Source organism: Sphingomonas sp. LY29, from assembly GCF_035593985.1.
Taxonomy (GTDB): domain Bacteria; phylum Pseudomonadota; class Alphaproteobacteria; order Sphingomonadales; family Sphingomonadaceae; genus Sphingomicrobium.
The window spans coordinates 304738-325612 of record NZ_CP141587.1 but is presented as its reverse complement, the minus strand read 5'-3'; the positions used below and the strand labels follow the sequence as shown (position 1 = coordinate 325612).

Below are 20875 nucleotides of genomic sequence, written 5' to 3'. Positions count from 1 at the left end.
TGCGCCTTTTCTTTTGTCTAAGCTTCTTGGAAGCGCCACGCGGAATGTGCTGCGGGGTGCTTTAGAAATGTCGCGAGAACGGCGCCTCGAGCCGCCGGCTTCCCGCAATGCTACGTCGGGAATTGATCGCCGACGTTGCGAGCGACGAAGCTCAGACGGGTTCCCTTACCGAACCTCGTCCGAGGACTCGCGCTGGTGGCGGCGCCACGGCGCGACACCCTCGATCTCGGTTTCCAGGCTGAAGCTCAGCAGCGTGCGGATGAGGACGATCGCGCCGAGCAATCCGACGCTCTGCCAAGTGAGGGGAGCGGTGACGGTCGAGATGATGTCGGCGCCAACGAGGAACTCGAGGCCGAGAAGGATCCCGCGGCCGAGGTTGGCGCGGAAGTGGTCGTAGGCGCGCTTGGCCTCCGCACCGCGGAGGTCGATGACGAAGCGCGCCGTGGCGAGGACGGCCCCGCCGACGATGATCGCGACCCCAGCCCATTCGAGCAGGCGCGCCGCCATTTCCATCCACGCAGCGGATCCCATGCACACCCCCCTTCGAACGACATGAGTAGAGTGGCGCGGAATGGCCGGAAAAGCAAAACGCCCGGGCTTGTTCAGCCCGGGCGTCCTTGCGTGACGATTGCTCGTCAGCCCCCTTTGGAAGTTCGAACCGCTCTACCCCCTGACAGGCGTCGGCTCCTCCCCGGACCTTCGACTTGCATCGTGATCCGATGGCCAAGAGTTACGACTCGACCGCCGCCGAGTCAGCCCCAAAACCGACGAACCGCGGCATATTTGCCCGCCCTGTTGCGCCGGGACAACACACGGCTGTGGCGTTGCCTTGAAGAGGGCGCCTGAGTAGGAGAGCAAACCGACCACGCGTCCGCCGTCAAGAAAGTCGTCCCGCCTTGCGCCTCTCCCGCAGTTTCCTGCCCGTCCTCAAGGAAAGCCCGTCCGACGCCCAGATCGTCAGCCATAAGCTGATGCTCCGCGCCGGCCTCGTCCGCCAGACCGCCGCCGGCATCTATGCCTGGCTGCCGGTAGGCCTGCGCGTGCTTCGCAAAATCGAGCAGGTTGTGCGCGAGGAGCAGGACCGCTCCGGCGCGCAGGAAATGCTGATGCCCACCATGCAGTCGGCCGATCTGTGGCGGGAGTCGGGGCGTTATGACGCCTACGGTCCCGAGATGCTGCGGATCCGCGACCGCCACGACCGCGACATGCTGTTCGGCCCGACCAATGAGGAAATGATCACCGCGATTTTCCGCCAGGACGTCAACAGCTATCGCGACCTGCCGCGGACGCTCTATCACATCCAGTGGAAATTCCGTGACGAGGTGCGGCCGCGCTTCGGCGTGATGCGCGGGCGCGAGTTCCTGATGAAGGACGCTTACAGCTTCGACCTGGACGAAGCGGGCGCGCGCAACAGCTATTATATGCAGTTGCTCGCCTACCTGCGGACCTTCCAGCGGCTTGGCATTCGCGCCGTGCCGATGAAGGCGGCGTCGGGTCCGATCGGCGGCGACCTCAGCCACGAATTCATCGTGCTCGCGCCGACCGGGGAGAGCGAGGTGTTCTACGATGCGGCGTTCGAGGAGTTCGACTGGGCGCAATCGGGCCTTGACTATGCCGATGCGGCGGGGCTGGAGCAGTTGTTCGACAAGGTCAGCACGACCTATGCCGCGACCGACGAAACCCACGACGAAGCGCGCTGGGCGGAAGTGCCCGAGGACGTTCGCCGCACCGGGCGCGGGATCGAGGTCGGGCACATCTTCTACTTCGGTGACAAATATTCGAAATCGATGGGGCTAAAGGTCTCGGGGCCGGATGGATCGCCGCTGACACCGATGATGGGCAGCTACGGCATCGGCGTCAGCCGCCTGGTTGCCGCGATCATCGAGGCGAGCCACGACGACGCCGGGATCATCTGGCCCGACGCGGTCGCGCCGTGGAAGGTTGGGCTGGTCACGATGCGCGGCGACGACGCGGCGTCGATTGCAGCCGCCGACGATATCTATGCGCGATTGACGTCGGCCGGGGTCGAAGTGTTGTACGACGATCGGGACGAGCGGGGCGGGGTCAAACTCGGGTCGATGGATCTGCTCGGTCTGCCTTGGCAGCTGGTGGTCGGGCCGCGCGGCCTCGCCAACGGTGTGGTCGAAGTGAAGAACCGCCGCACCGGAGAAAAGCAGGAATTGAGCATCGACGCGGCAATCGAGCGGCTCACGTCATGATCCTCAACGCTTATGAGCGCATGATCGCCAAGCGCTATTTGCTCCCGGGCAAGGGCGAGGGTTTCATCGTCGTCGTCGCAGGCTTCTCGGTCGGCGCGGTCGCGCTGGGCGTCGCGGCGCTGATCATCGTGATGAGCGTCATGAACGGCTTCCGCGCGGAGCTGTTCGAGAAAACTGCCGGCCTCAATGGCCATGCGATCGTCCAGGGCTATGAGGGCCGCCTCGCCGACTGGCAGAATATCGCGACCGAAGCGCAGAAATTGCCGGGGATCGTCTCGGCCAAGCCCTTGATCGAGCAGCCCCTGATGGTATCGGCCAACGGTCGGGTCGAGGGCGTGTTGGTTCGCGGCAGCCGTCTGCAGGACATCCGCAGCAATCCGGTCCTCAATGGCAAGGTCGTTTCTGGTGACTTGCGATCGATAACGCCGGGTTCGAATAATGTTGCGATCGGATCGGAACTGGCGCGGACGCTCGGCGCCTATCCGGGTAGCGAAATTTCGCTGATCAGTCCGGAAGGGCGCTCGACCCCAGTCGGCACGGTGCCGCGCATCGTCACCTACACCGTGGGTGCGATCTTCGAGGTCGGGATTTTCCAGTACGACAAGTCGTTCGTGATCATGCCGATCCAGGACGCGCAGGCGTTGCTGATGCTTGGCGATTCGGTTGGCATGGTCGAAGTCCAAACGACGGATCCCGACAAGGTCGGCGAGATCGTCGCGCCGTTGCAGGCGCTGGTTCAGGGCAAGGGCGTGGTGGTTGATTGGCGCCAGATGAATTCGGCGCTGTTCGAAGCGCTCGAGGTCGAGCGGATCGCGATGTTCGTGGTGCTGTCGATCATCATCCTGGTGGCGGCGTTCAACATTGCTTCCTCGCTGATCATGCTGGTGCGCGCAAAGACGCGCGACATCGCGATTCTGCGGACGATGGGCGCCAGCCGCGCGTCGATGACCAAGGTGTTCATGACCGTGGGTCTGACGATCGGCGCCTTCGGGATCCTGATCGGCGCGCTGCTTGGGGCGATCTTCCTGTTCTTCCGCCAGGGCGTGGTGAACTTTATCCAGTTCATTACCGGGCAGAATTTGTGGGATCCCTCGGTGCGCTTCCTCAGCGAGCTTCCGTCCAAGACCGACCCGATCGAAGTGGCGGCGATTATCGGCGTGACACTGGTGCTGACCTATCTCGCCACGCTGTTCCCGGCGCGCAACGCCGCGGCAACCGACCCCGTGCAGGTGCTTCGTTATGAGTGATCCGGTCCTGTCGACTCGCGACCTGCGGCGGAGATTCACGCAGGGCGACGTTACCATCGAGGTGCTTCGCGGAGTGAACCTGTCGGTGCAACCGGGCGAGATCGTTGCGCTTCTTGGTCCGTCAGGATCGGGCAAGTCGACGCTTCTGCAAGCAGTCGGGCTGCTCGAAGGCGGCTTCGAAGGCTCGATCGTGATCGACGGCAAGGAAGCGTCGGCGCTTAACGACGACGGGCGGACCGCGCTTCGCCGCGATGCGCTGGGCTTCGTCTACCAGTTCCACCATTTGCTGCCCGACTTCGACGCGATGGAAAATGTCATCCTGCCGCAGGTCATCCATGGTCACACTCCAGCGGAGGCGCGACAGCGTGCGACCGAACTGTTGACCAAGCTGGGACTGGGCCATCGCCTGGACCACCGCCCGTCGAAGCTTTCGGGCGGCGAGCAGCAGCGGGTCGCCGTCGCGCGGGCGCTGGCGAATCGCCCGCCGCTGGTGCTGGCCGACGAGCCGACGGGCAATCTCGACGAGTCCACTGCCGATCGCGTGCTTGGCGAGTTCCTCAATCTTGTTCGCGGCGAGGGAAGCAGCGCACTGGTCGCGACCCATAACGAGCGGCTCGCGGCCAAGATGGACCGCGTCGTTCGCCTTCATGACGGGGTGCTCGAGTGACGTCACTGACTGGCATCCCGGTCCGCAAGGCCGACGGGTCGACCGGCGACCTGTCGGACCAGGCGGGCAAGGTGCTGCTGGTGGTCAATGTTGCGTCCAAGTGCGGGTTCACGCCACAGTATGAAGGTCTTGAGGCCCTGCAGCGGCGGTTTGGGCATCAGGGCTTCAGCGTGCTCGGCTTTCCGTGCAACCAGTTCGGCGGGCAAGAACCCGGCGATGCCGAGGAAATCGCCAATTTCTGCAAGCTGACCTACGACGTCGATTTCCCGATCTATGGCAAAATCGACGTCAATGGCGACGACGCCGCGCCGCTATTCCAGCATCTGAAGGCGGAAGCGCCGGGGCTGTTGGGATCGAAGGCGATCAAGTGGAATTTCACGAAGTTCCTGATCAACCGCTCGGGCAAGGCGGTGAAGCGCTACGCGCCTCAGACGAAGCCGGAAGAGATTGCCGGTGACATCGAGGCGCTGCTTTCCAGCCCGCGTTGAGGCTTTTCCACTCCAGAGGCGTTTGTCCGGCCATGAGTAAAGTCGCCAGCTTCACGATCCTTGCCGCCGCGCTGTCCCTAAGTGCCTGCAACCGCGGCAATGAGGATGCGCTGTCCGAAAACCAGATTGACGGTAACGCCGCCGAGCGCGCCGAGGCAGGCGACAATCGCTGTGCATCCGCCGCGACGCTTGATCTGGTGAAGCGTGAACTGTTTCGTCGAGCGGCCGAGATTCGCGGCAACAATGCCGATGATTATGCGCGGATTGCGGAATATGCCCTGCTGACGCTGGACGGGGCGGCACCGACCGCGCCGGTCGCCGACGATGCGGCGGCGGATTGTCGAGCGCGCGCGAACCTGCGTTTCCCGCCTGGCCTGAAAGTCGCCGGTGGTCGGACGACGCTGACGGGCAGCATCGGCTATGGCGTCGGCGCCCCGCCGTCTGGAACGGTGTCAATTAGCGATGGGGACTCGATTACGATTCCGCTCGCCACGTTGACGCAGGCTAGGGCTGGTACCGCCGCTGCCCCGGCGCCTGCTCCTGCGCCGATCGAAACGCCCACACGGGCAGCCCCGGCCGATCCGATCGCGCCCCTGCCGGATTCGGATGCCGCCGATGCGGCAGCGGCTCCGGGCAATCCGAGCTTCGATTGCCAGCGCGCGCGGACTCGCAGCGAGATTGCGGTGTGCAACGATCCTGCGCTCGGCGCACTCGATCGGTCGATGTCGCTTCAGTATCGAAACGCGGTGGCGAATGCGGACCCGGCAACCGATCGCTTGCTTCGCCAGACTCGTGACCGCTTCCTTGGCTATCGTGACCAGTGCCGGGACAATCGCTGCATCAGTAACACCTATCGTGGGCGGATGCGTGAAATCGATGACATCATGGCCGGCCGGTGGCAGGGCACGTCCCGGTAAGCGCGCTATAAATTGGGGATAAGTCGGGCACCGCGCTGGAACTGAGCGACGCAGCGTTCCATAGTCTGCCAATGGCCGCTCCTTACGTTCCGCTGCGCGTGTTCTCCTGCTTTACGATGCTTGAGGGCGCGATCGAGCCCAAGGCGATCGCCAAGCATGCGGCGAAGCTTGGCTTTCCGGCGGTGGCGCTGGTCGATCGCAACGGTCTCTACGCGGCAATGGCGTTCGGTGAAGCCTGCTTTACGGAGGGCGTGCAGCCGATTGTCGGGGCAATGCTGGGAGTGGCGCGGCCCGCCGACTTGGGGCCGTCGGGAACGCTCGACTGGCTGGTGCTGCTCGCGCAGGACGAGGCGGGATACGACAATCTGTGCAAGCTGGTGTCGGCGGCGCATCTCGACCGGCCGATCCACGAAGAGCCGCATGTTTCGTTCGACAAGCTTCAGGCGCATTCGAGCGGACTGATCGGGCTGACGGCAGGCGGCGAGGGGGCAATCGCACGGCTGCTTGCGGACGGGCAGGCAGACAAGGCGCATGCGTATGCGTCGCGGGCCGCGGAGATGTTTGGCGGGCGACTCTATGTCGAGGTTTCGCGGCGCGGGGATGCCGTCGAGGAAGCGGCCGAGGCGGCGCTGATCGATCTGGCCTATGCGCTCGACCTGCCGCTGGTCGCGACTAATCCCGCCCATTACGCAGAGCCCGATTTCCACGCGGCGCATGACGCCATGCTGTGCATCGCGGGATCGACCTACATCGACCATGGCGACCGCAAGACGTCGTCGCCCGAGGCGTGGTTGAAGCCCGCACCGATGGTGGCGGAGCTCTTCGCGGACCTGCCCGAGGCGATCGCCAACACGGCAGTGATCGCGCAGCGCTGCGCAGTCGCTGCACCCAAGCGCCGCCCGATCCTGCCGCGCCTGAGCGATGACGAGGACGAGACGCTGCGGCGCGACGCGCATGCGGGGCTCGACCTGCGGATCGCGGGCAAGCCGGATGAGGAAAAGACGCGCTATCGCGAGCGACTCGACTTCGAGATCGACGTCATCACGCGGATGGGCTTTGCGGGCTACTTCCTGATCGTCGCCGACTTCATTCAGTGGGCAAAGTCGAACGACATCCCGGTCGGTCCGGGCCGCGGGTCGGGGGCTGGCAGCGTGGTCGCATGGGCGCTGACGATCACCGATCTCGATCCGATCGCGCTCGACCTGCTGTTCGAGCGTTTCCTCAACCCGGAACGCGTGTCGATGCCCGACTTCGACATCGATTTCTGCGAAACGCATCGCGACAAGGTAATCACCTATGTCCAGCAGAAGTATGGGCGTGACCGGGTCGCGCAGATCATCACTTTCGGCCGACTGAAGGCGCGCGCGGTCCTGAAGGACACCGGGCGGGTTCTTCAAATGAGCTATGGCCAAGTCGATCGCCTGGCGAAGCTGGTGCCTAACCTTCCGGCCGATCCGTGGACGCTTCAACGCTCACTCAACGGCGTCGGCGAACTGGAAAAGGAATATCGCAGCGAGCCCGAGGTGAAGCGGCTACTCGACTTGGCGATGAAGCTTGAGGGCTTGCCGCGCCACAGCTCGACCCATGCGGCGGGCGTGGTGATCGGCGATCGGCCGCTCGACGAACTGGTGCCGCTCTATCGCGACCCTAGGTCGGACATGCCGGTCACGCAGTTCGACATGAAATATGTCGAAGCGGCGGGGCTGGTGAAGTTCGACTTTCTCGGGCTGAAGACGCTCTCGGTCCTAAAGGAAGGACAGCGACTGCTTGCCCAACAGGGCGTCACCGTCGATTTTGCGGCACTGCCATGGGACGACGAGGCAGTCTACGAATTGCTGCAGCGCGGCGACACGGTCGGGGTGTTCCAGTTGGAATCCGAAGGGATGCGGCGGACGCTGGCCGCAGTCCGGCCGACCAGTTTCGGCGACATCATCGCACTCGTGTCGCTGTACCGGCCGGGGCCGATGGACAATATTCCGCTGTTCGGCGACCGCAAGAACGGCCGTGTCGCGCTCGCCTATCCGCATCCGATGCTCGAAGGGGTGCTGAAGGAAACTTACGGCATCTTCGTCTATCAGGAACAGGTGATGCAGGCGGCGCAGGTGCTGGCCGGCTACAGCCTGGGCGAAGCCGACCTGTTGCGCCGCGCGATGGGCAAGAAAATCCAGAGCGAGATGAACGAGCAGCGCGCGCGCTTTGTCGAAGGGGCCGGGGCGAACGGGATCGCACCGCCCAAGGCGAACGAGTTGTTTGACTTGATCGACAAGTTCGCTGGCTATGGTTTCAATAAGAGCCACGCCGCCGCCTACGCGCTCGTCGCCTATCACACCGCTTGGCTGAAGGCGCATCACCCCGCGGTCTTCTTCGCCGCGTCGATGAGCTTCGACACGGGGCAGACCGACAAATTGGCGCTGTTCGTCGAGGATATTCGTCGTTCGGGAGTCACGGCGTTGGCGCCCGACATCAATCGCAGCGAAGCGGCTTTTTCGGTCGAGCGTGACGGCGAAGGCTGGGCGGTGCGATACGCGCTCGGCGCGCTGAAGGGCGTCGGCGAAAAGGCGATGGAATCGCTGGTCGACGAGCGCGGCGTCAACGGGCCGTTTGCGAGCCTCGACGACTTTGCCGCCCGGGTCGATCCGAAGCTGCTCAACCGTCGTCAATTGGAAGGCCTGGCAGGGGCGGGCGCATTCGATTCAATCGAGCCAAACCGTGCTGCGGTCCATTCGGGTGCGGATACCTTGCTTGCCCATGCAGCCAGCGCGCACGATCAGCGTACCAGCGGGCAGCATGGCCTGTTCGGTGGGCCGACCGAAAGCGATGTTGCGAAAATCCGGCTCCCACGCGACGTGCACTGGTCGCTGTCGGAGCGCATGGGCGCCGAGCGCGACGCCTTTGGTTTCTATTTCTCCGCACATCCGATCGATGCCCAGCGGCACTTGCTGGCCGCGCACAAGGTTCGCAGCTTCGCGGAGCTGGCCTCGCTCCCGGCGGCCGCGGAAGGCGGCCGATCGCAAACGATGATGGCGGGAATGGTCGAATCGACCCGCTGGCGAACTTCGGCCAAGGGACGGCGCTACCTGATGGCGACGATTTCCGATGCCAGCGGTCAGTATGAAGCAACCGTATTCGACGACGAACCGTCGACGGAACTTGAGACCGCGGCAAAGGGCGGGACGTGCGGACTGATGACGGTCGAACTAGACCGGCGGCCCGGCGACGAGGTGCCGCGCGTGACGATCAAGCGCTTCCAGCCGCTCGAGGGGCTGGCGAAGAAGACCCGGCTGCAGATGCATGTCAGCGTCGATGACGCCGGGCGGATTGCGGACGTGGCGGCGCTGATTGCAGGGGCGCGTGGCGGGACCGGGCTGGTGCGTGTGACGGTGTCGCTCCGCGATGGCCGGACGGCAACTTTGGTCGTCGGCCGAGATTTCGCGCTCGATGCCGACCTCGCGCTAAAACTCAACCGCCTGTTGGGCGAGGGCGCCGTCGAACTCGGCGCACTCGAACCTCCCCGCCTGGCGTTGGTCGGCTAGATCTCGTCGGCCTGTTGCGGCGGCGGGGACGTTTCCGCTGGCGTTTCGGGCGGCGCATCGGTGGCAGGCTCTTCGAGGATGATCGGTTGATCGACCGGCGCTGACGGAAGCGTTTCCTCGATCGGAGCTTCGGCCTCATTCAATGTCGGGGCGTCGACGCTCGGTTCGGGCGGTGGTGGGGCGGCTGTCTCATATTCGGCGCCCGGCAGTTCGCGCGGCGCCTTGCTCGGGGGGGGCGGCGCCTTGTCCTTCGGCGCAGACGTGCCGGCATAGACGCAGGAATCGAGCCCGTCGCGGCGGACTTGGCCGACGCGTGCGGCGATGGTGTTGCCATAGCGGCGCGTGAAGCCCTTGGGCGCCACCGCGCCGCGCTTTTTGGGCAAGGGAAGAATGGCGGCGATGCGCGCGGCCTCGGTCGGGCTCAGCGCGGACGCGTCATGGTCGAAGTAGCGCATCGCGCCGGCGTTCGCGCCATAGGTGCCTATGCCGGTCTCGGCCACGTTGAGATAGACTTCCATGATCCGCCGCTTTCCCCACAGCTGTTCGATCAGGAAGGTAAAGTAGGCTTCGACACCTTTGCGGGCATAGCCGCCGCCCTGCCACAGGAAGACATTTTTGGCGGTCTGCTGCGAGATGGTCGATCCGCCACGGATTCGACCGCCCGAGGCGTTGCGCTTCATCGCGTCCTCGATCGCTTCAAGGTCGAAGCCGTTGTGGCTGCAGAACTTGCTGTCCTCGGCGCCGACCGCCGCGCGCACCATGTCGCGGTCCATTTCGTCGAGGCTCATCCAGTCCTTGGACAGCCCGCGACCGCCGATCACGTCGCCAATCATCGTGGCTGTGATCGGGGGCGGGACGAAGCGGTACAGAAGGACCCAGGCGATGCTGAACAGGAACAGCCCGAGCAGGATCCGCCATATCCAGCCGAAGAAACCGCGTCCGGACCTTCGCCGTTTGTACGCGGGAATGCTGCTTTTCGATCGCCGTGCCATCGGCGGTGATTACGGCGCGGACTTGGCCGGTGCAATCGTTTCGGGTTCGCGATCGGGTTCTTCATCCTCCCCGGTGACGCGCGGAACGGCGATCCCGGCAGTCAGGCCGTGGACCACGGAAGAGAGCAGGATCGTGAAGGCGACCGTCGCCCAAAGTTCTCCCTCGTTGGTCAAGTCGACCATGTGCGCGGCATAGGCGAGATAGTAGATAGAGCCGATCCCGCGCACGCCATAAAAGGCGACAACCAGCCGGCTGCGCGTGTCGAGGGTCGATCCGGTGAGCGAGAGCCAGCCGATCAACGGCCGGATGATGAAGATCAACGCGATGCCGATGGCGGCATGACGCCAGTCGAAATAGGGGAGGAGGTAGGGAATTGCCGCGCCGAGGGCGAGCAGGAGGATGGCGGTCATCGCCTGTTCCAGCGCCTCGCTGAAGTCGTGAAGACGGCGGTGGTAGCGGTGATGGCTCTCCGAACGGCGCAGCGTGTAGCTGGCGACGAAGGCGGCGATGAAGCCGTAGCCTTCGGCAAGCTCGGTCAGGCCATACGCCAGGAGGACCCCGGCGAGCGCGACGACGCCCGATCCAGTTTTCGACAGGCTGTTCTCATCAGGCCAATCGAAGAGGATCTTGCCCAATAGCCATCCGATGCCGATCCCGGCCAAGCCGCCCACCACGACCCGATAGAGAAGATCGCGGCCCAACCATTCACCGAGCAAGGTTGTGTCGATTCCGCCGGCGATAGCGATGGCGATCGCGAGGTAGACGAAGGGAAAGGCCAGGCCATCATTGAGGCCGGCTTCAGTCGTCAGGGCAAAGCGAACCGGGTGTTCGCCGCCTTCCTGTGGAGGGCCAACCTGCACATCGCCGGCTAACACTGGATCGGTGGGGGCGAGGACCGACCCTAGCAGCAGGCCTCCGGCAAGGGTCATTCCGGCGAGCCACCATCCCGACAAGGCCACCGCCGCGATGCAGAGAGGCATCGCGATGAGGAGGAGGCGGACGGTGGGCATCCACTGCTTGCGGCCGGCAAGTCGGTCGATGCGGAGGCCGGTGCCGAACAGGCCAATGATCACGCAGAATTCGGCGCCGCGCTCGAAAAGGATAGGATAGTCGAGCGGCGACAATGCCGAGGGTAGCGCCGGGAATGCGAGCGTTGCGCCTAGGCCGGCCAAGATCAGCAAGGCTGACGTGGAGGGCTCGCGTCCGCTCACGAAACGCGGAAGCCACGAGGCGAGCACGATCGCGGCGCCGATGGCGGCAAGGAGGAAGTGAGTGCTGTCGAGGCCGAACACGTCAGCTCCCACCAAGGCGCGGGGATAAAAGTAAACCCCGGCAACCGAGGTTGCCGGGGTTCCATGGGTCACATCCGAAGATGAGAACCACAATGACACAACCCCTGTTCGCCATAGCGGTTCCGCCAACTCGATAATTATTTTGTCCCTCGTTCGGCGGCGGCCTCCGACCAAGCTTGCCGCACCGCAGCAAGCGCCGTAAATCCCGTCAATGACATCGACCAACGACATCCGCCGCAGCTTCCTCGATTTTTTCGAAGGGCAGGGTCATGCGCGCGTCGCGTCGGCGCCGCTCGTCCCGCAGAACGATCCCACGCTGATGTTCGTCAATGCCGGAATGGTGCCATTCAAGAACGTCTTCACCGGCCTTGAAAGCCGACCCTATTCGACCGCCGCCAGCAGCCAGAAATGTGTCCGCGCAGGCGGCAAGCATAACGATCTCGACAATGTCGGCTATACCGCCCGCCACCATACCTTCTTCGAAATGCTGGGGAATTTCTCGTTCGGCGATTATTTCAAGGAACAGGCAATCCTCAATGCCTGGACCTTGCTGACGCGCGAATGGGGGCTTTCGCCGGACCGGTTGACGGTGACCGTCTATCATACCGACGATCAGGCCTTCGACTTGTGGAAGAAGATCGCCGCACTCCCCGACGAGCGGATCATTCGCATCGCCACAAAGGATAATTTCTGGGCGATGGGCGCGGACGGGCCTTGCGGGCCATGCTCCGAAATCTTCTTCGATCACGGCGACCAGATCCAAGGCGGGCCGCCGGGAAGCGCCAACGAGGACGGCGATCGTTTCGTCGAAGTGTGGAATCTGGTGTTCATGCAGTTCCTGCAGGAAGCCGATGAGATTATCGGCGACCTTCCCAAGCCGTCGATCGACACTGGCATGGGGTTGGAGCGCATCTCAGCCGTGATGCAGGGCGTGTCCGACAATTATGACACCGACACGTTCAAGGCGCTGATTTCGGCGTCGGAGGAATTGACCAAGACCCGCGCCGAAGGGCCGACGCAGGCGAGCCACCGTGTGATTGCAGATCACCTTCGCGCATCGGGGTTCCTGGTGGCCGACGGAGTACTTCCTGCCAACGAGGGCCGCGGCTACGTGCTACGGCGGATCATGCGTCGTGCCATGCGGCACGCTCATATTCTCGGTGCGGCGGAGCCACTGATGCATCGCATGGTGCCCGAGTTGGTCGCGGAGATGGGTCCGGCGTATCCCGAGTTGGTGCGGGCGCAGCCGTTGATCGAGGCGACGCTTCTTCAGGAAGAGACGCGCTTCCGCCAAACGCTCGCCAATGGGCTGAAGCTTCTCGACGACGCGACTTCGGGAATGGGCGAAGGCAGCGAATTGCCCGGCGCGACGGCCTTCAAGCTCTATGACACCTTCGGCTTCCCCTATGACCTCACCGAGGACGCACTTCGCTCGCGCGGCTTGAGCGTAGATCGCCAAGGCTTCGACGAGGCGATGGCGGCGCAGAAAGCAGCGGCTCGCGCGGCGTGGAAGGGTTCGGGCGACAAGGCCTCAGATGACCTGTGGTTCGACCTTGCCGAGGAAATCGGATCGACCGAATTCACCGGCTATGCGGGGACCGAAGGCGAGGGGAATGTCCTGGCGATCGTCAAGGATGGCGCACGGGTCGAAAGCGCTTCGCAGGGCGACGTCGTCCAATTCGTGTTGAACCAGACGCCTTTCTACGGCGAAAGCGGCGGGCAGGTAGGTGATGCCGGAAAATTGTCCGCCCTGAATGGCTTAGAGGCCGAGGTTGAGGCGACGTCCAAACCGCTGGGGCGTTTGCATGTTCTGCAAGGCAAAGTAGTTTCGGGTTCGGCAAAGGTCGGCGATACGCTGACGCAGTCGGTCGATGTCGAGCGGCGCGATGCCATCCGCGCCAATCACAGCGCGACCCACTTGCTCCATGCTGCGCTTCGCCATCGCCTTGGCGGACATGTCAGCCAGAAGGGCAGCCTGGTCGCGCCGGACCGTTTGCGCTTCGACTTTTCGCATCCATCCGCGCTGACCGCCGAGCAGATTGCGCAGATCGAGGCAGACGTGAACGCGGAAATTCGTGCCAACGAGTCCGTGTCGACACGGCTGATGACCCCGGACGACGCGATCGCGGCCGGCGCGATGGCGCTGTTTGGCGAGAAATATGGCGACGAGGTTCGTGTGCTGAGCATGGGCCGGCCGGGCGACGATCGTCATTATTCGGTCGAGTTGTGCGGCGGGACTCACGTCAATGCCACGGGCGATATCGCCTTGTTCAAAATCGTGTCCGAGACCGCCGTGTCGTCGGGAATCCGCCGCATCGAAGCACTGACGGGCGAGGGGGCGCGGCAATGGCTCAACGGGCGTGATGAGCGCCTGCGCGAGGCGGCTGCAGCGTTGAAATCCTCCCCTGAGGAGGTTCCGGCGCGCGTGCAGGCGTTGGTCGAGGAGCGGCGCAGGCTGGAGCGTCAGTTGGCCGAAGCCAAGAAGGCCCTCGCGATGGGCGGCGGAAGCAGCGGCGAAGCCGCGGGCCCGGAGCAAGTCGGTGGGTACGCTTTCCTCGGCCAGATTGTCGAAGGCCTCGATCCGAAAAATCTTCGCGGAGAAGTCGATGCGATGAAGCAGCGGCTCGGCCAGGGCGTGGCAGCGCTGGTCGCGGTCAACGACGGCCGGGCCAGCGTCGTCGTCGGCGTCACCGATCAATTGGTCTCTGAAGTTTCGGCGGTTGCCTTGGTCAAGGCGGCGGTCGCGGCGCTTGGCGGCCAAGGTGGTGGCGGTCGTCCGGATATGGCGCAGGGTGGCGGCCCCGACGGCGCGCGAGCCGCCGATGCAATCGCCGCGGTCAAGGAAGCGCTTCAGGCGTGAAAGACATCCGCACGGCAGAGCCCGTCACCTTGGCGGGCACCTGTCATTGCGGTGCGGTCCAGTTTCGCGTGACATTGCCGGAAGGGCTAGCCTCCGCCCGGCGATGCAACTGCAGCTTTTGCCGGATGCGCGGCGCGGTGGCGGTGACCGCGACGCTTGACGGGTTCAACCTGACCGCTGGCGCCGAAATGCTGCGGACCTATCTGTTCAACACCGGGGTCGCCGAGCATCATTTTTGCGGTGAGTGCGGCATCTACAGTCATCATCGCCGGCGATCCAATCCCAACGAATATGGCGTCAACGTCGCCTGCCTGGAGGGGCTCTCACCATTCGACTTCGCCGAGGTCGATGTCATGGACGGCGTCCATCATCCAAGCGATCGATCTGGCCATGGCGACGGTCGTGTCGGCGTGTTGCGCTTTATCCCCGACTAGGCTGGCTTCGAATCGCGAAGGCGGCGACGGCCGAGCGTCGGTTCGGATTCCAGATTGCCGGCTTCCATGATCTCGCTTCGCAATTCGCTGCGTTTTTCGTGGATGCTGGCGATCACAGGACCCATCGCGACGCCAATGTCGACGAGGACGGCTTCGGATAGCTGCAACGACGCCTCGACCGCTTCGGGCACGGCGTCGGTAACGCCGGCCTTGTAGAGAGCGGCTGCGTGCGCGGTGTCGCGGGCGCGGGCGATGATGGGCAGATCGGGATGCTCGGTGCGAAGGCGGCGCGCAATGCGCGCGGTGAGTACGGGGTCGTCCATGGTTAGGACGACCGCGGACGCTTCGCCAAGCTCAAGTTTCTCGATCAGCTCGCGGCGCGAGACGTCGCCATAAAGCACCGAGTAACCGGCCTTTCGCGCCTGGCGAAAGCCGTCGATGTCGCTGTCGACGGCGAGGTAGGCACGATCATGTTCGGACAGCATGTCGGCGACCATTCGGCCGACGCGCCCGAAACCGAAGATGACCGTCCGGCCTGCGGCGCTGCTGTCGTGTCCGGTGTCGGCGCCTTCGCGGTCGACGCGGCGGGCGGCCAACCGGCCGAGGCTTGCAAGCAGCGGCGTGATGGTGAGCCCGATCGCGGTCGCCGCCGACCAGAAGGCGACCGTTTCAGCGCCGAGAATACCCGCGACCCCTGCCGCGCCAAGGACGATCAGGGTAGTCTCTGACGGACTTGCCATGAGCAGGCCGGTCTCTGCGGCGACGCCGCGAGTTGCGCCGACCATTCGGAGCAAGGCCCCGGTGACGATCGCCTTGACCAAAATGACCGCGGCGAGCGCACCAAGCAGCATCGGCCATTCGTCGAGCAGGGCGCCGACATCGATCCGCATGCCGACCGTGATGAGAAAGACGCCAAGCGCGAGGCCCTTGAATGGCTCAGTCACCACTTCGACCTCGCTGCGATATTCGGTCTCGGCGATGACAAGGCCCGCGACCAGCGCGCCCAGGATCGGCGACAGGCCGACTGCGGCGGTCAGGGTTGCCGCGAGGATCACCACCAGCAGCGAGATGGCGAGGAACAGTTCGGGCTTCTTCGATCGCGCTGCTTGCGCGAACAGGGCTGGGAGGACGAAGCGGCCGACCAGCAGGATCGCGGCGATGACCAGCGTGCCTTCGATCGCGACCCGTCCGAGGCTCTGGCTCGCGGCGCCGCCGGCTGCCCCAATCAGGAACAGCATGGGGACAAGGGCAAGATCCTCGAACAGGAGCATCGCCAGCGCGGCGCGTCCGACCGGGCTCTGGGTCCCCGAGATGGGGAGAACGAGCGCGGTCGATGACATGGCCAACGCCAGCGCCAGCCACACCGCGCTCTGCGTCGGCCAATCGATCAGCGTCAGGAAACCGCCGATGAGCGCGGCGGTCACGACCATCTCGGCCGCGCCGATGCCGAATACTTGGCGACGCATCGCCAGAAGGCGTCGAAAGCTCAGTTCCAGCCCGATCGAAAAAAGCAGCAGGACGATGCCGAGTTCAGCAAAGGGTTCGATGGTCGCCGCGTCGGCAATACTGACCGACTCCAGCCACGGATATTGGGCGGCGAGCGAACCGAGGCCGAAAGGTCCAGCAACGATGCCGACGAGGATGAAGCCGATGACCGGATTGATCCGGAATCGCGCGAAGGTCGGGATGACGATCCCTGCCGCCGCAAGGATGACGAGGGCATCGGCCAACGCGGGGGTTACGATCGTTTCGGTCGCCATGTCCTTTCCATCGCGGCTTTGATGAACGAAAGCCAGTGGGTTCGCGTTAGCTTTGTACGGATCGTTACAAACAGGAGGAAAAGTGCCGCACCTTACGCCATTAATCGGGACCATGGTCGCAGGGCTTGTCGTCGCTTTCCTGCTCGGCGCGTTGGCGCATCGCTTCAAGCTTCCGCCGATCGTCGGCTATCTGCTCGCGGGTGTGTTGGTCGGCCCGTTTACCCCCGGATACGTCGCCGATCAGGGCATCGCCACCGACTTGGCCGAGCTTGGCGTCATCCTGTTGATGTTCGGCGTCGGGCTGCATTTCTCGCTTCGCGACCTATTGTCGGTTCGCAAGATCGCCATCCCCGGAGCGCTGGTCCAGATCGGCGTGGCCACGCTGCTCGGGTGGGGGCTCGCGCTGGCGCTTGGTTGGAGCCACGGCGCGGGGCTGACCTTCGGCTTGGCGCTGTCGGTCGCGTCAACCGTGGTCCTGTTGCGCGCGATGCAGGAACGGCGCCTGCTCGACACCGACCGCGGCCGGATCGCGATCGGTTGGTTGATCGTCGAGGACGTGGCCATGGTCTTGGCGCTCGTGCTGTTGCCGGTGCTCGCGGCGAGCGCGACACCCGCCGAGATGGCGACCGAGATCGCCATTACCCTTGCCAAGGTAGCCGCCTTTGTTGCGGCGATGCTGATCGTGGGGCGCCGGGCGATCCCGTGGCTGCTTCACATGGTGGCACACACCGGCTCTCGCGAGCTGTTCCGCCTAGCCGTTCTGGCGATCGCCTTGGGTGTTGCCCTCGGCGCGGCGCTGCTGTTCGGCGTGAGCTTCGCCTTGGGAGCATTTTTCGCAGGCATGATCCTTGCGGAATCGCCGTTCAGCCAGCGGGCGGGTGAAGAGACGCTCCCGTTACGCGATGCCTTCGCGGTGTTGTTCTTCGTGTCGGTCGGGATGCTGTTCAACCCGGCCGTCTTGGTCGAAGCGCCACTTCCCCTGATCGCGACCGTGCTGATCATCGTCGTCGGCAAGTCGATCGCCGCATACGCCATCGTTCGGGCATTCGGGCGCGATCACAAGGTGGCGATGACGATTGCGGCCAGCCTTGCCCAGATCGGCGAATTTTCCTTTATCCTGGCGACGCTGGGCGGGGAATTGGGCCTAATCGAACCGATGGCGCGCGACCTCATTCTCGCCGGAGCGATCATCTCCATCCTTTTGAATTCGCTCATGTTCGCTTTGGCCGGGCGACCGGACAAGAATGCGCCGCCATCGGCCAAGAAGAAGGCCCGCGACGCCGCGGTCATCCTAGTCGGACACGGCCGTGTCGGAAGCCGGATCGCGAGCGAGTTGAGCGATGCCGGGCAGAAGGTCACGCTGATTGAGTCCGAAAGCGACGTTGCCTTGCCTGAGGAAAGCGACAATCTGATCGTGGTGCGGGGCAATGCCGCGCACCCGGCGACGCTCGACGAGGCCAACCTGTCGGCGGCGCGAATGCTGATCGTCGCCATTCCCGAGACGTTCGAGGCCGGCCAGATCGTCGAGCAGGCCCGCAAAGCCAATGCCAAGCTGACGATCGTCGCTCGGGCGCACAGCGACGCGGAGGTCGCCTATCTCATCGCTCGCGGCGCCGATCGGACGATCATGGGGGAAGAGGAGATTGCGCGGAGAATGAGCAGCCTGGCGCTCGCGATCGCTTAACGCATCCAGGGGCTTGTTCCGGCGTTATCTGCCGGAAGGAGACGGATATGACGAAGGATTTGAAGAGCGGCGACAAGGTCGAATGGGATTCGAGCGGGGGCCACTCGACCGGGAAGGTCGTCAAGAAACTCACCAAGCCGACGACGATCAAGGGTCACAAGGTCGCCGCATCGAAGGACAATCCCGAGTATCTGGTCGAAAGCGGAAAGAGCGGCAAGCAGGCGGCGCACAAGCCTGACGCACTGAAGAAAGCATGACGCCATGGCGTCGAGCGGAGCCGATGCCGACGTCCTGATCGTCGGCGGCGGTCCAGCGGGGATGATGATCGGGCTTCTGCTCGCCCGGTCTGGCGTGCCCGCGAAGGTCGTCGAAAAGCATGCCGACTTCTTCCGCGATTTCCGCGGCGACACGGTTCACCCTTCGACGATGGAAATCCTCGACGAGCTGGGCCTCCTCGAAGACTTTCTCTCGCGGCCTCATAGCCGGCTGACGAGCGCGCAGCTCCGGATCGACGATCGCGAATGGAAGATTGGGGACCTGTCTCACCTCGCCACGCCCGCGCCCTTCATCGCGATGATGCCGCAGTGGGATTTTTTGGATTTTCTGAGACATCGTGCGCAAATCTATCCCGGCTTCGAGATAGCGATGGATGAACCGGTCACCGGCTTTGTCGAGGAAGAGGGGCGAGTGGTCGGCATTCGCTACGCGTCTGGGCGGGAGGAGAAGGCGGCGAAGCTGGTCGTAGCCGCGGACGGGCGATCCTCGCTCGTTCGCTCGCTGGGCCTGCTTCCTGTCGAGACGCTCGGGGCGCCGATGGACGTGTTGTGGTTCCGGCTGCCGAAGGCGGCAGACGACGGATATGATGCGCTGCGCGGTTCGGTGCAGCCCGGCCGCATGGTCGTGCTGATCGATCGCGACGATTATTGGCAGGCGGCTTTCCTGATCCCCAAGGGCACGGAAGCCGAGGTCCGCGCGCGCGGAGTCGACTGGGTGCGCGAACAGGTGCAGCGAGCGTTCCCGGATCTCGATCTGTCGGCGGCGCTCGCCAGCCATGATGAAGTGAAGTTGCTCAGCGTTTCGCTCGACCGGCTGACGCGCTGGTCGCGACCCGGCCTGCTGGCGATCGGAGACGCGGCCCATGCGATGAGCCCCATCGGTGGAGTTGGGATCAACCTTGCCATTCAGGATGCTGTTGCGGCGGCAAATATCCTTGCTCGACCGCTACGCGACGAGGGCAACGTCGACGCGCTGCTCGATCGCGTCCAGGCCCGCCGGCTACTGCCCACGCGCATCATTCAGGCGGGGCAGCGCGCCGCTCAGGATCGGATCATCGGAAGAGTGCTGGGAGGTGCGCCATTCAAGGCGCCGGCGCTGGTTCAATTGCTCGACCGCTTCCCGCTTCTTCGCCGGGTTCCCGGACGATTGATCGGACTGGGCATTCGGCGAGGGCGGGTGCGCTCGCCGAATGCCTATCCCGATTTGTCTTAAGCGGCTTCGCGCGCCATCGCGGCTTCGAGGTTCTCGCGGATCGCTTCGAAGAATTGCTCGGTCGTCATCCATGCCTGGTCGGGGCCGACGAGGATCGCGAGATCCTTGGTCATCTTGCCGCTCTCGACCGTCTCGATGCAGACGCGCTCGAGCGTCTCGGCGAAGGTCACGACTTCGGGCGTGTCGTCGAACTTGCCGCGATACTTGAGGCCGCCGGTCCAGGCGAAGATCGACGCGATCGGGTTGGTCGAGGTCGCCTTGCCCTGCTGATGCATGCGATAGTGACGGGTGACGGTGCCGTGCGCCGCCTCGGCCTCCACGGTCTTGCCGTCGGGGGTCATCAGGATGGATGTCATCAGGCCGAGCGAGCCGAAGCCCTGCGCAACCATGTCCGACTGAACGTCGCCATCGTAATTCTTGCAGGCCCATACGAACTTGCCGCTCCATTTGAGCGCCGACGCGACCAGATCGTCAATGAGGCGATGTTCGTAAACGATACCAGCCGCGTCGAACTGCGCCTTGAATTCGCTCTCGAAAACTTCCTGGAAGATATCTTTGAAGCGGCCGTCATAGGCCTTGAGGATAGTATTCTTGGTCGACAGGTATACCGGCCAGCCGCGGTCGAGACCGAAGTTAAGGCTGGCGCGCGCGAAGTCGCGGATTGACTCGTCGAGGTTGTACATGCCCATAGCGACGCCCGCCGAGGGGAAGTCGAACACTTCATGTTCGATCTCTTCACCGTTCTCGCCGACCCACTTGAGGGTGAGCTTGCCCTTGCCCGGCACCTTGAAGTCAGTCGCCTTATACTGGTCACCGAAGGCGTGACGGCCGACGACGATCGGGTCAGTCCAGCCGGGAACGAGACGCGGGACGTTCGACATGACGATCGGTTCGCGGAAGACGACGCCGCCCAGGATGTTGCGGATCGTGCCGTTTGGCGACTTCCACATCTTGGTCAGGCCGAATTCCTCGACGCGGGCTTCGTCGGGGGTGATGGTGGCGCATTTGACGCCCACGCCATGCTGCTTGATCGCGTTGGCGGCGTCGATCGTGATCTGGTCGGCGGTTTCATCACGCTTTTCGACGCCGAGATCGAAGTAGAGAAGCTCGACATCGAGATATGGCAGGATCAGCCGCTCGCGGATCCATTCCCAGATGATGCGCGTCATCTCGTCGCCGTCGAGCTCGACAATCGGGTTCTTTACCTTGATCTTCGCCATCGAAATACGATCCTGTTTCGTGATTTTGGGTTGGAGCGGGCCTTAAGCATGGCGCGGGTTCAAGGCAACCGCG

The 20875-nt window shown here is 64.0% G+C and carries 15 protein-coding genes and 1 pseudogene; 11 read left to right on the top strand and 5 right to left on the bottom strand.

Annotated features, from left to right (window positions below):
* Positions 1 to 165 precede the first annotated feature (165 nt).
* Entirely contained in the window at positions 166 to 531 is a 366-nt protein-coding gene (locus SH584_RS01635; RefSeq protein WP_324808044.1) for a DUF1622 domain-containing protein, read from the bottom strand.
* 365 nt (positions 532 to 896) lie between these two features.
* Here SH584_RS01635 and proS point away from each other — a divergent pair, with 365 nt between their 5' ends.
* From proS to dnaE, 6 genes are all read left to right on the top strand, one after another.
* On the top strand, positions 897 to 2219 hold the full coding sequence (proS, locus tag SH584_RS01630; RefSeq protein ID WP_324808042.1) for a proline--tRNA ligase: 1323 nt from the start codon (positions 897 to 899) through the stop codon (positions 2217 to 2219).
* Positions 2216 to 3466 (top strand): lipoprotein-releasing ABC transporter permease subunit, encoded by a 1251-nt coding sequence (locus SH584_RS01625; protein WP_324808040.1) that lies wholly within the window; start codon positions 2216 to 2218, stop codon positions 3464 to 3466. Before proS ends, SH584_RS01625 begins: the two co-directional genes overlap by 4 nt.
* Positions 3459 to 4133, top strand: coding sequence for an ABC transporter ATP-binding protein (locus SH584_RS01620; RefSeq protein WP_324808038.1), 675 nt, complete (start codon positions 3459 to 3461; stop codon positions 4131 to 4133). Before SH584_RS01625 ends, SH584_RS01620 begins: the two co-directional genes overlap by 8 nt.
* The gene (locus SH584_RS01615; protein ID WP_324808036.1) at positions 4130 to 4621 is read left to right on the top strand and encodes a glutathione peroxidase; all 492 of its coding nucleotides are present in this window, start codon (positions 4130 to 4132) and stop codon (positions 4619 to 4621) included. The genes SH584_RS01620 and SH584_RS01615 overlap by 4 nt, the downstream gene beginning before the upstream one ends.
* A 32-nt stretch (positions 4622 to 4653) precedes the next feature.
* The gene (locus tag SH584_RS01610; RefSeq protein ID WP_324808034.1) at positions 4654 to 5538 is read left to right on the top strand and encodes a lysozyme inhibitor LprI family protein; all 885 of its coding nucleotides are present in this window, start codon (positions 4654 to 4656) and stop codon (positions 5536 to 5538) included.
* Positions 5539 to 5609: 71 nt separating this feature from the next.
* Complete coding sequence (dnaE, locus tag SH584_RS01605) at positions 5610 to 9071, top strand: DNA polymerase III subunit alpha (protein WP_324808032.1); 3462 nt, start codon at positions 5610 to 5612, stop codon at positions 9069 to 9071.
* Between the two features lie 272 nt (positions 9072 to 9343).
* Here the strand turns inward: dnaE and mtgA are convergent.
* Both mtgA and SH584_RS01595 read right to left on the bottom strand, forming a co-directional pair.
* Positions 9344 to 10063: pseudogene (gene mtgA / locus SH584_RS01600) on the bottom strand (monofunctional biosynthetic peptidoglycan transglycosylase); the annotation flags it as partial.
* A 9-nt stretch (positions 10064 to 10072) separates the two neighbouring features.
* Complete coding sequence (locus SH584_RS01595) at positions 10073 to 11356, bottom strand: cation:proton antiporter (protein ID WP_324808030.1); 1284 nt, start codon at positions 11354 to 11356, stop codon at positions 10073 to 10075.
* A gap of 211 nt (positions 11357 to 11567) precedes the next feature.
* On the opposite strand from SH584_RS01595, the gene alaS reads away from it, so the two are divergent.
* A complete protein-coding gene (gene alaS, locus SH584_RS01590; protein ID WP_324808028.1) occupies positions 11568 to 14216 on the top strand; it encodes an alanine--tRNA ligase in 2649 nt (882 codons plus the stop codon).
* Positions 14213 to 14650: a GFA family protein gene (locus SH584_RS01585; protein WP_324808026.1), complete on the top strand. Its 438-nt coding sequence runs from the start codon at positions 14213 to 14215 to the stop codon at positions 14648 to 14650. The genes alaS and SH584_RS01585 overlap by 4 nt, the downstream gene beginning before the upstream one ends.
* Here the strand turns inward: SH584_RS01585 and SH584_RS01580 are convergent.
* Entirely contained in the window at positions 14647 to 16410 is a 1764-nt protein-coding gene (locus SH584_RS01580; protein WP_322840504.1) for a cation:proton antiporter domain-containing protein, read from the bottom strand. The two genes, SH584_RS01585 and SH584_RS01580, sit on opposite strands and share 4 nt — an antisense overlap.
* Positions 16411 to 16492: 82 nt before the next feature.
* Here SH584_RS01580 and SH584_RS01575 point away from each other — a divergent pair, with 82 nt between their 5' ends.
* The 3 genes from SH584_RS01575 to SH584_RS01565 are packed head-to-tail and all read left to right on the top strand — an operon-like array spanning position 16493 to position 19582.
* Positions 16493 to 18094 (top strand): monovalent cation:proton antiporter-2 (CPA2) family protein, encoded by a 1602-nt coding sequence (locus SH584_RS01575; protein WP_322840505.1) that lies wholly within the window; start codon positions 16493 to 16495, stop codon positions 18092 to 18094.
* A gap of 47 nt (positions 18095 to 18141) precedes the next feature.
* Positions 18142 to 18351, top strand: a complete 210-nt coding sequence (locus SH584_RS01570) for a hypervirulence associated TUDOR domain-containing protein (protein WP_322840506.1) — start codon at positions 18142 to 18144, stop codon at positions 18349 to 18351.
* Between the two features lie 4 nt (positions 18352 to 18355).
* Complete coding sequence (locus SH584_RS01565) at positions 18356 to 19582, top strand: FAD-dependent oxidoreductase (protein ID WP_324808022.1); 1227 nt, start codon at positions 18356 to 18358, stop codon at positions 19580 to 19582.
* On the opposite strand, the gene SH584_RS01560 is transcribed toward SH584_RS01565, so the two are convergent.
* On the bottom strand, positions 19579 to 20802 hold the full coding sequence (locus tag SH584_RS01560) for an NADP-dependent isocitrate dehydrogenase (RefSeq protein WP_324808020.1): 1224 nt from the start codon (positions 20800 to 20802) through the stop codon (positions 19579 to 19581). The genes SH584_RS01565 and SH584_RS01560 overlap by 4 nt on opposite strands.
* Positions 20803 to 20875: the final 73 nt, after the last annotated feature.

Excerpts from the sequence above, each read along its gene's own strand:
- dnaE (WP_324808032.1), top strand. The coding sequence starts at position 5,610 with ATGGCCGCTCCTTACGTTCCGCTGCGCGTGTTCTCCTGCTTTACGATG.
- SH584_RS01565 (WP_324808022.1), top strand. The coding sequence starts at position 18,356 with ATGGCGTCGAGCGGAGCCGATGCCGACGTCCTGATCGTCGGCGGCGGT.
- alaS (WP_324808028.1), top strand. The coding sequence starts at position 11,568 with ATGACATCGACCAACGACATCCGCCGCAGCTTCCTCGATTTTTTCGAA.
- SH584_RS01625 (WP_324808040.1), top strand. The coding sequence starts at position 2,216 with ATGATCCTCAACGCTTATGAGCGCATGATCGCCAAGCGCTATTTGCTC.
- SH584_RS01635 (WP_324808044.1), bottom strand. The coding sequence starts at position 531 with ATGGGATCCGCTGCGTGGATGGAAATGGCGGCGCGCCTGCTCGAATGG.
- SH584_RS01580 (WP_322840504.1), bottom strand. The coding sequence starts at position 16,410 with ATGGCGACCGAAACGATCGTAACCCCCGCGTTGGCCGATGCCCTCGTC.
- SH584_RS01560 (WP_324808020.1), bottom strand. The coding sequence starts at position 20,802 with ATGGCGAAGATCAAGGTAAAGAACCCGATTGTCGAGCTCGACGGCGAC.
- SH584_RS01570 (WP_322840506.1), top strand. The coding sequence starts at position 18,142 with ATGACGAAGGATTTGAAGAGCGGCGACAAGGTCGAATGGGATTCGAGC.
- SH584_RS01610 (WP_324808034.1), top strand. The coding sequence starts at position 4,654 with ATGAGTAAAGTCGCCAGCTTCACGATCCTTGCCGCCGCGCTGTCCCTA.
- SH584_RS01620 (WP_324808038.1), top strand. The coding sequence starts at position 3,459 with ATGAGTGATCCGGTCCTGTCGACTCGCGACCTGCGGCGGAGATTCACG.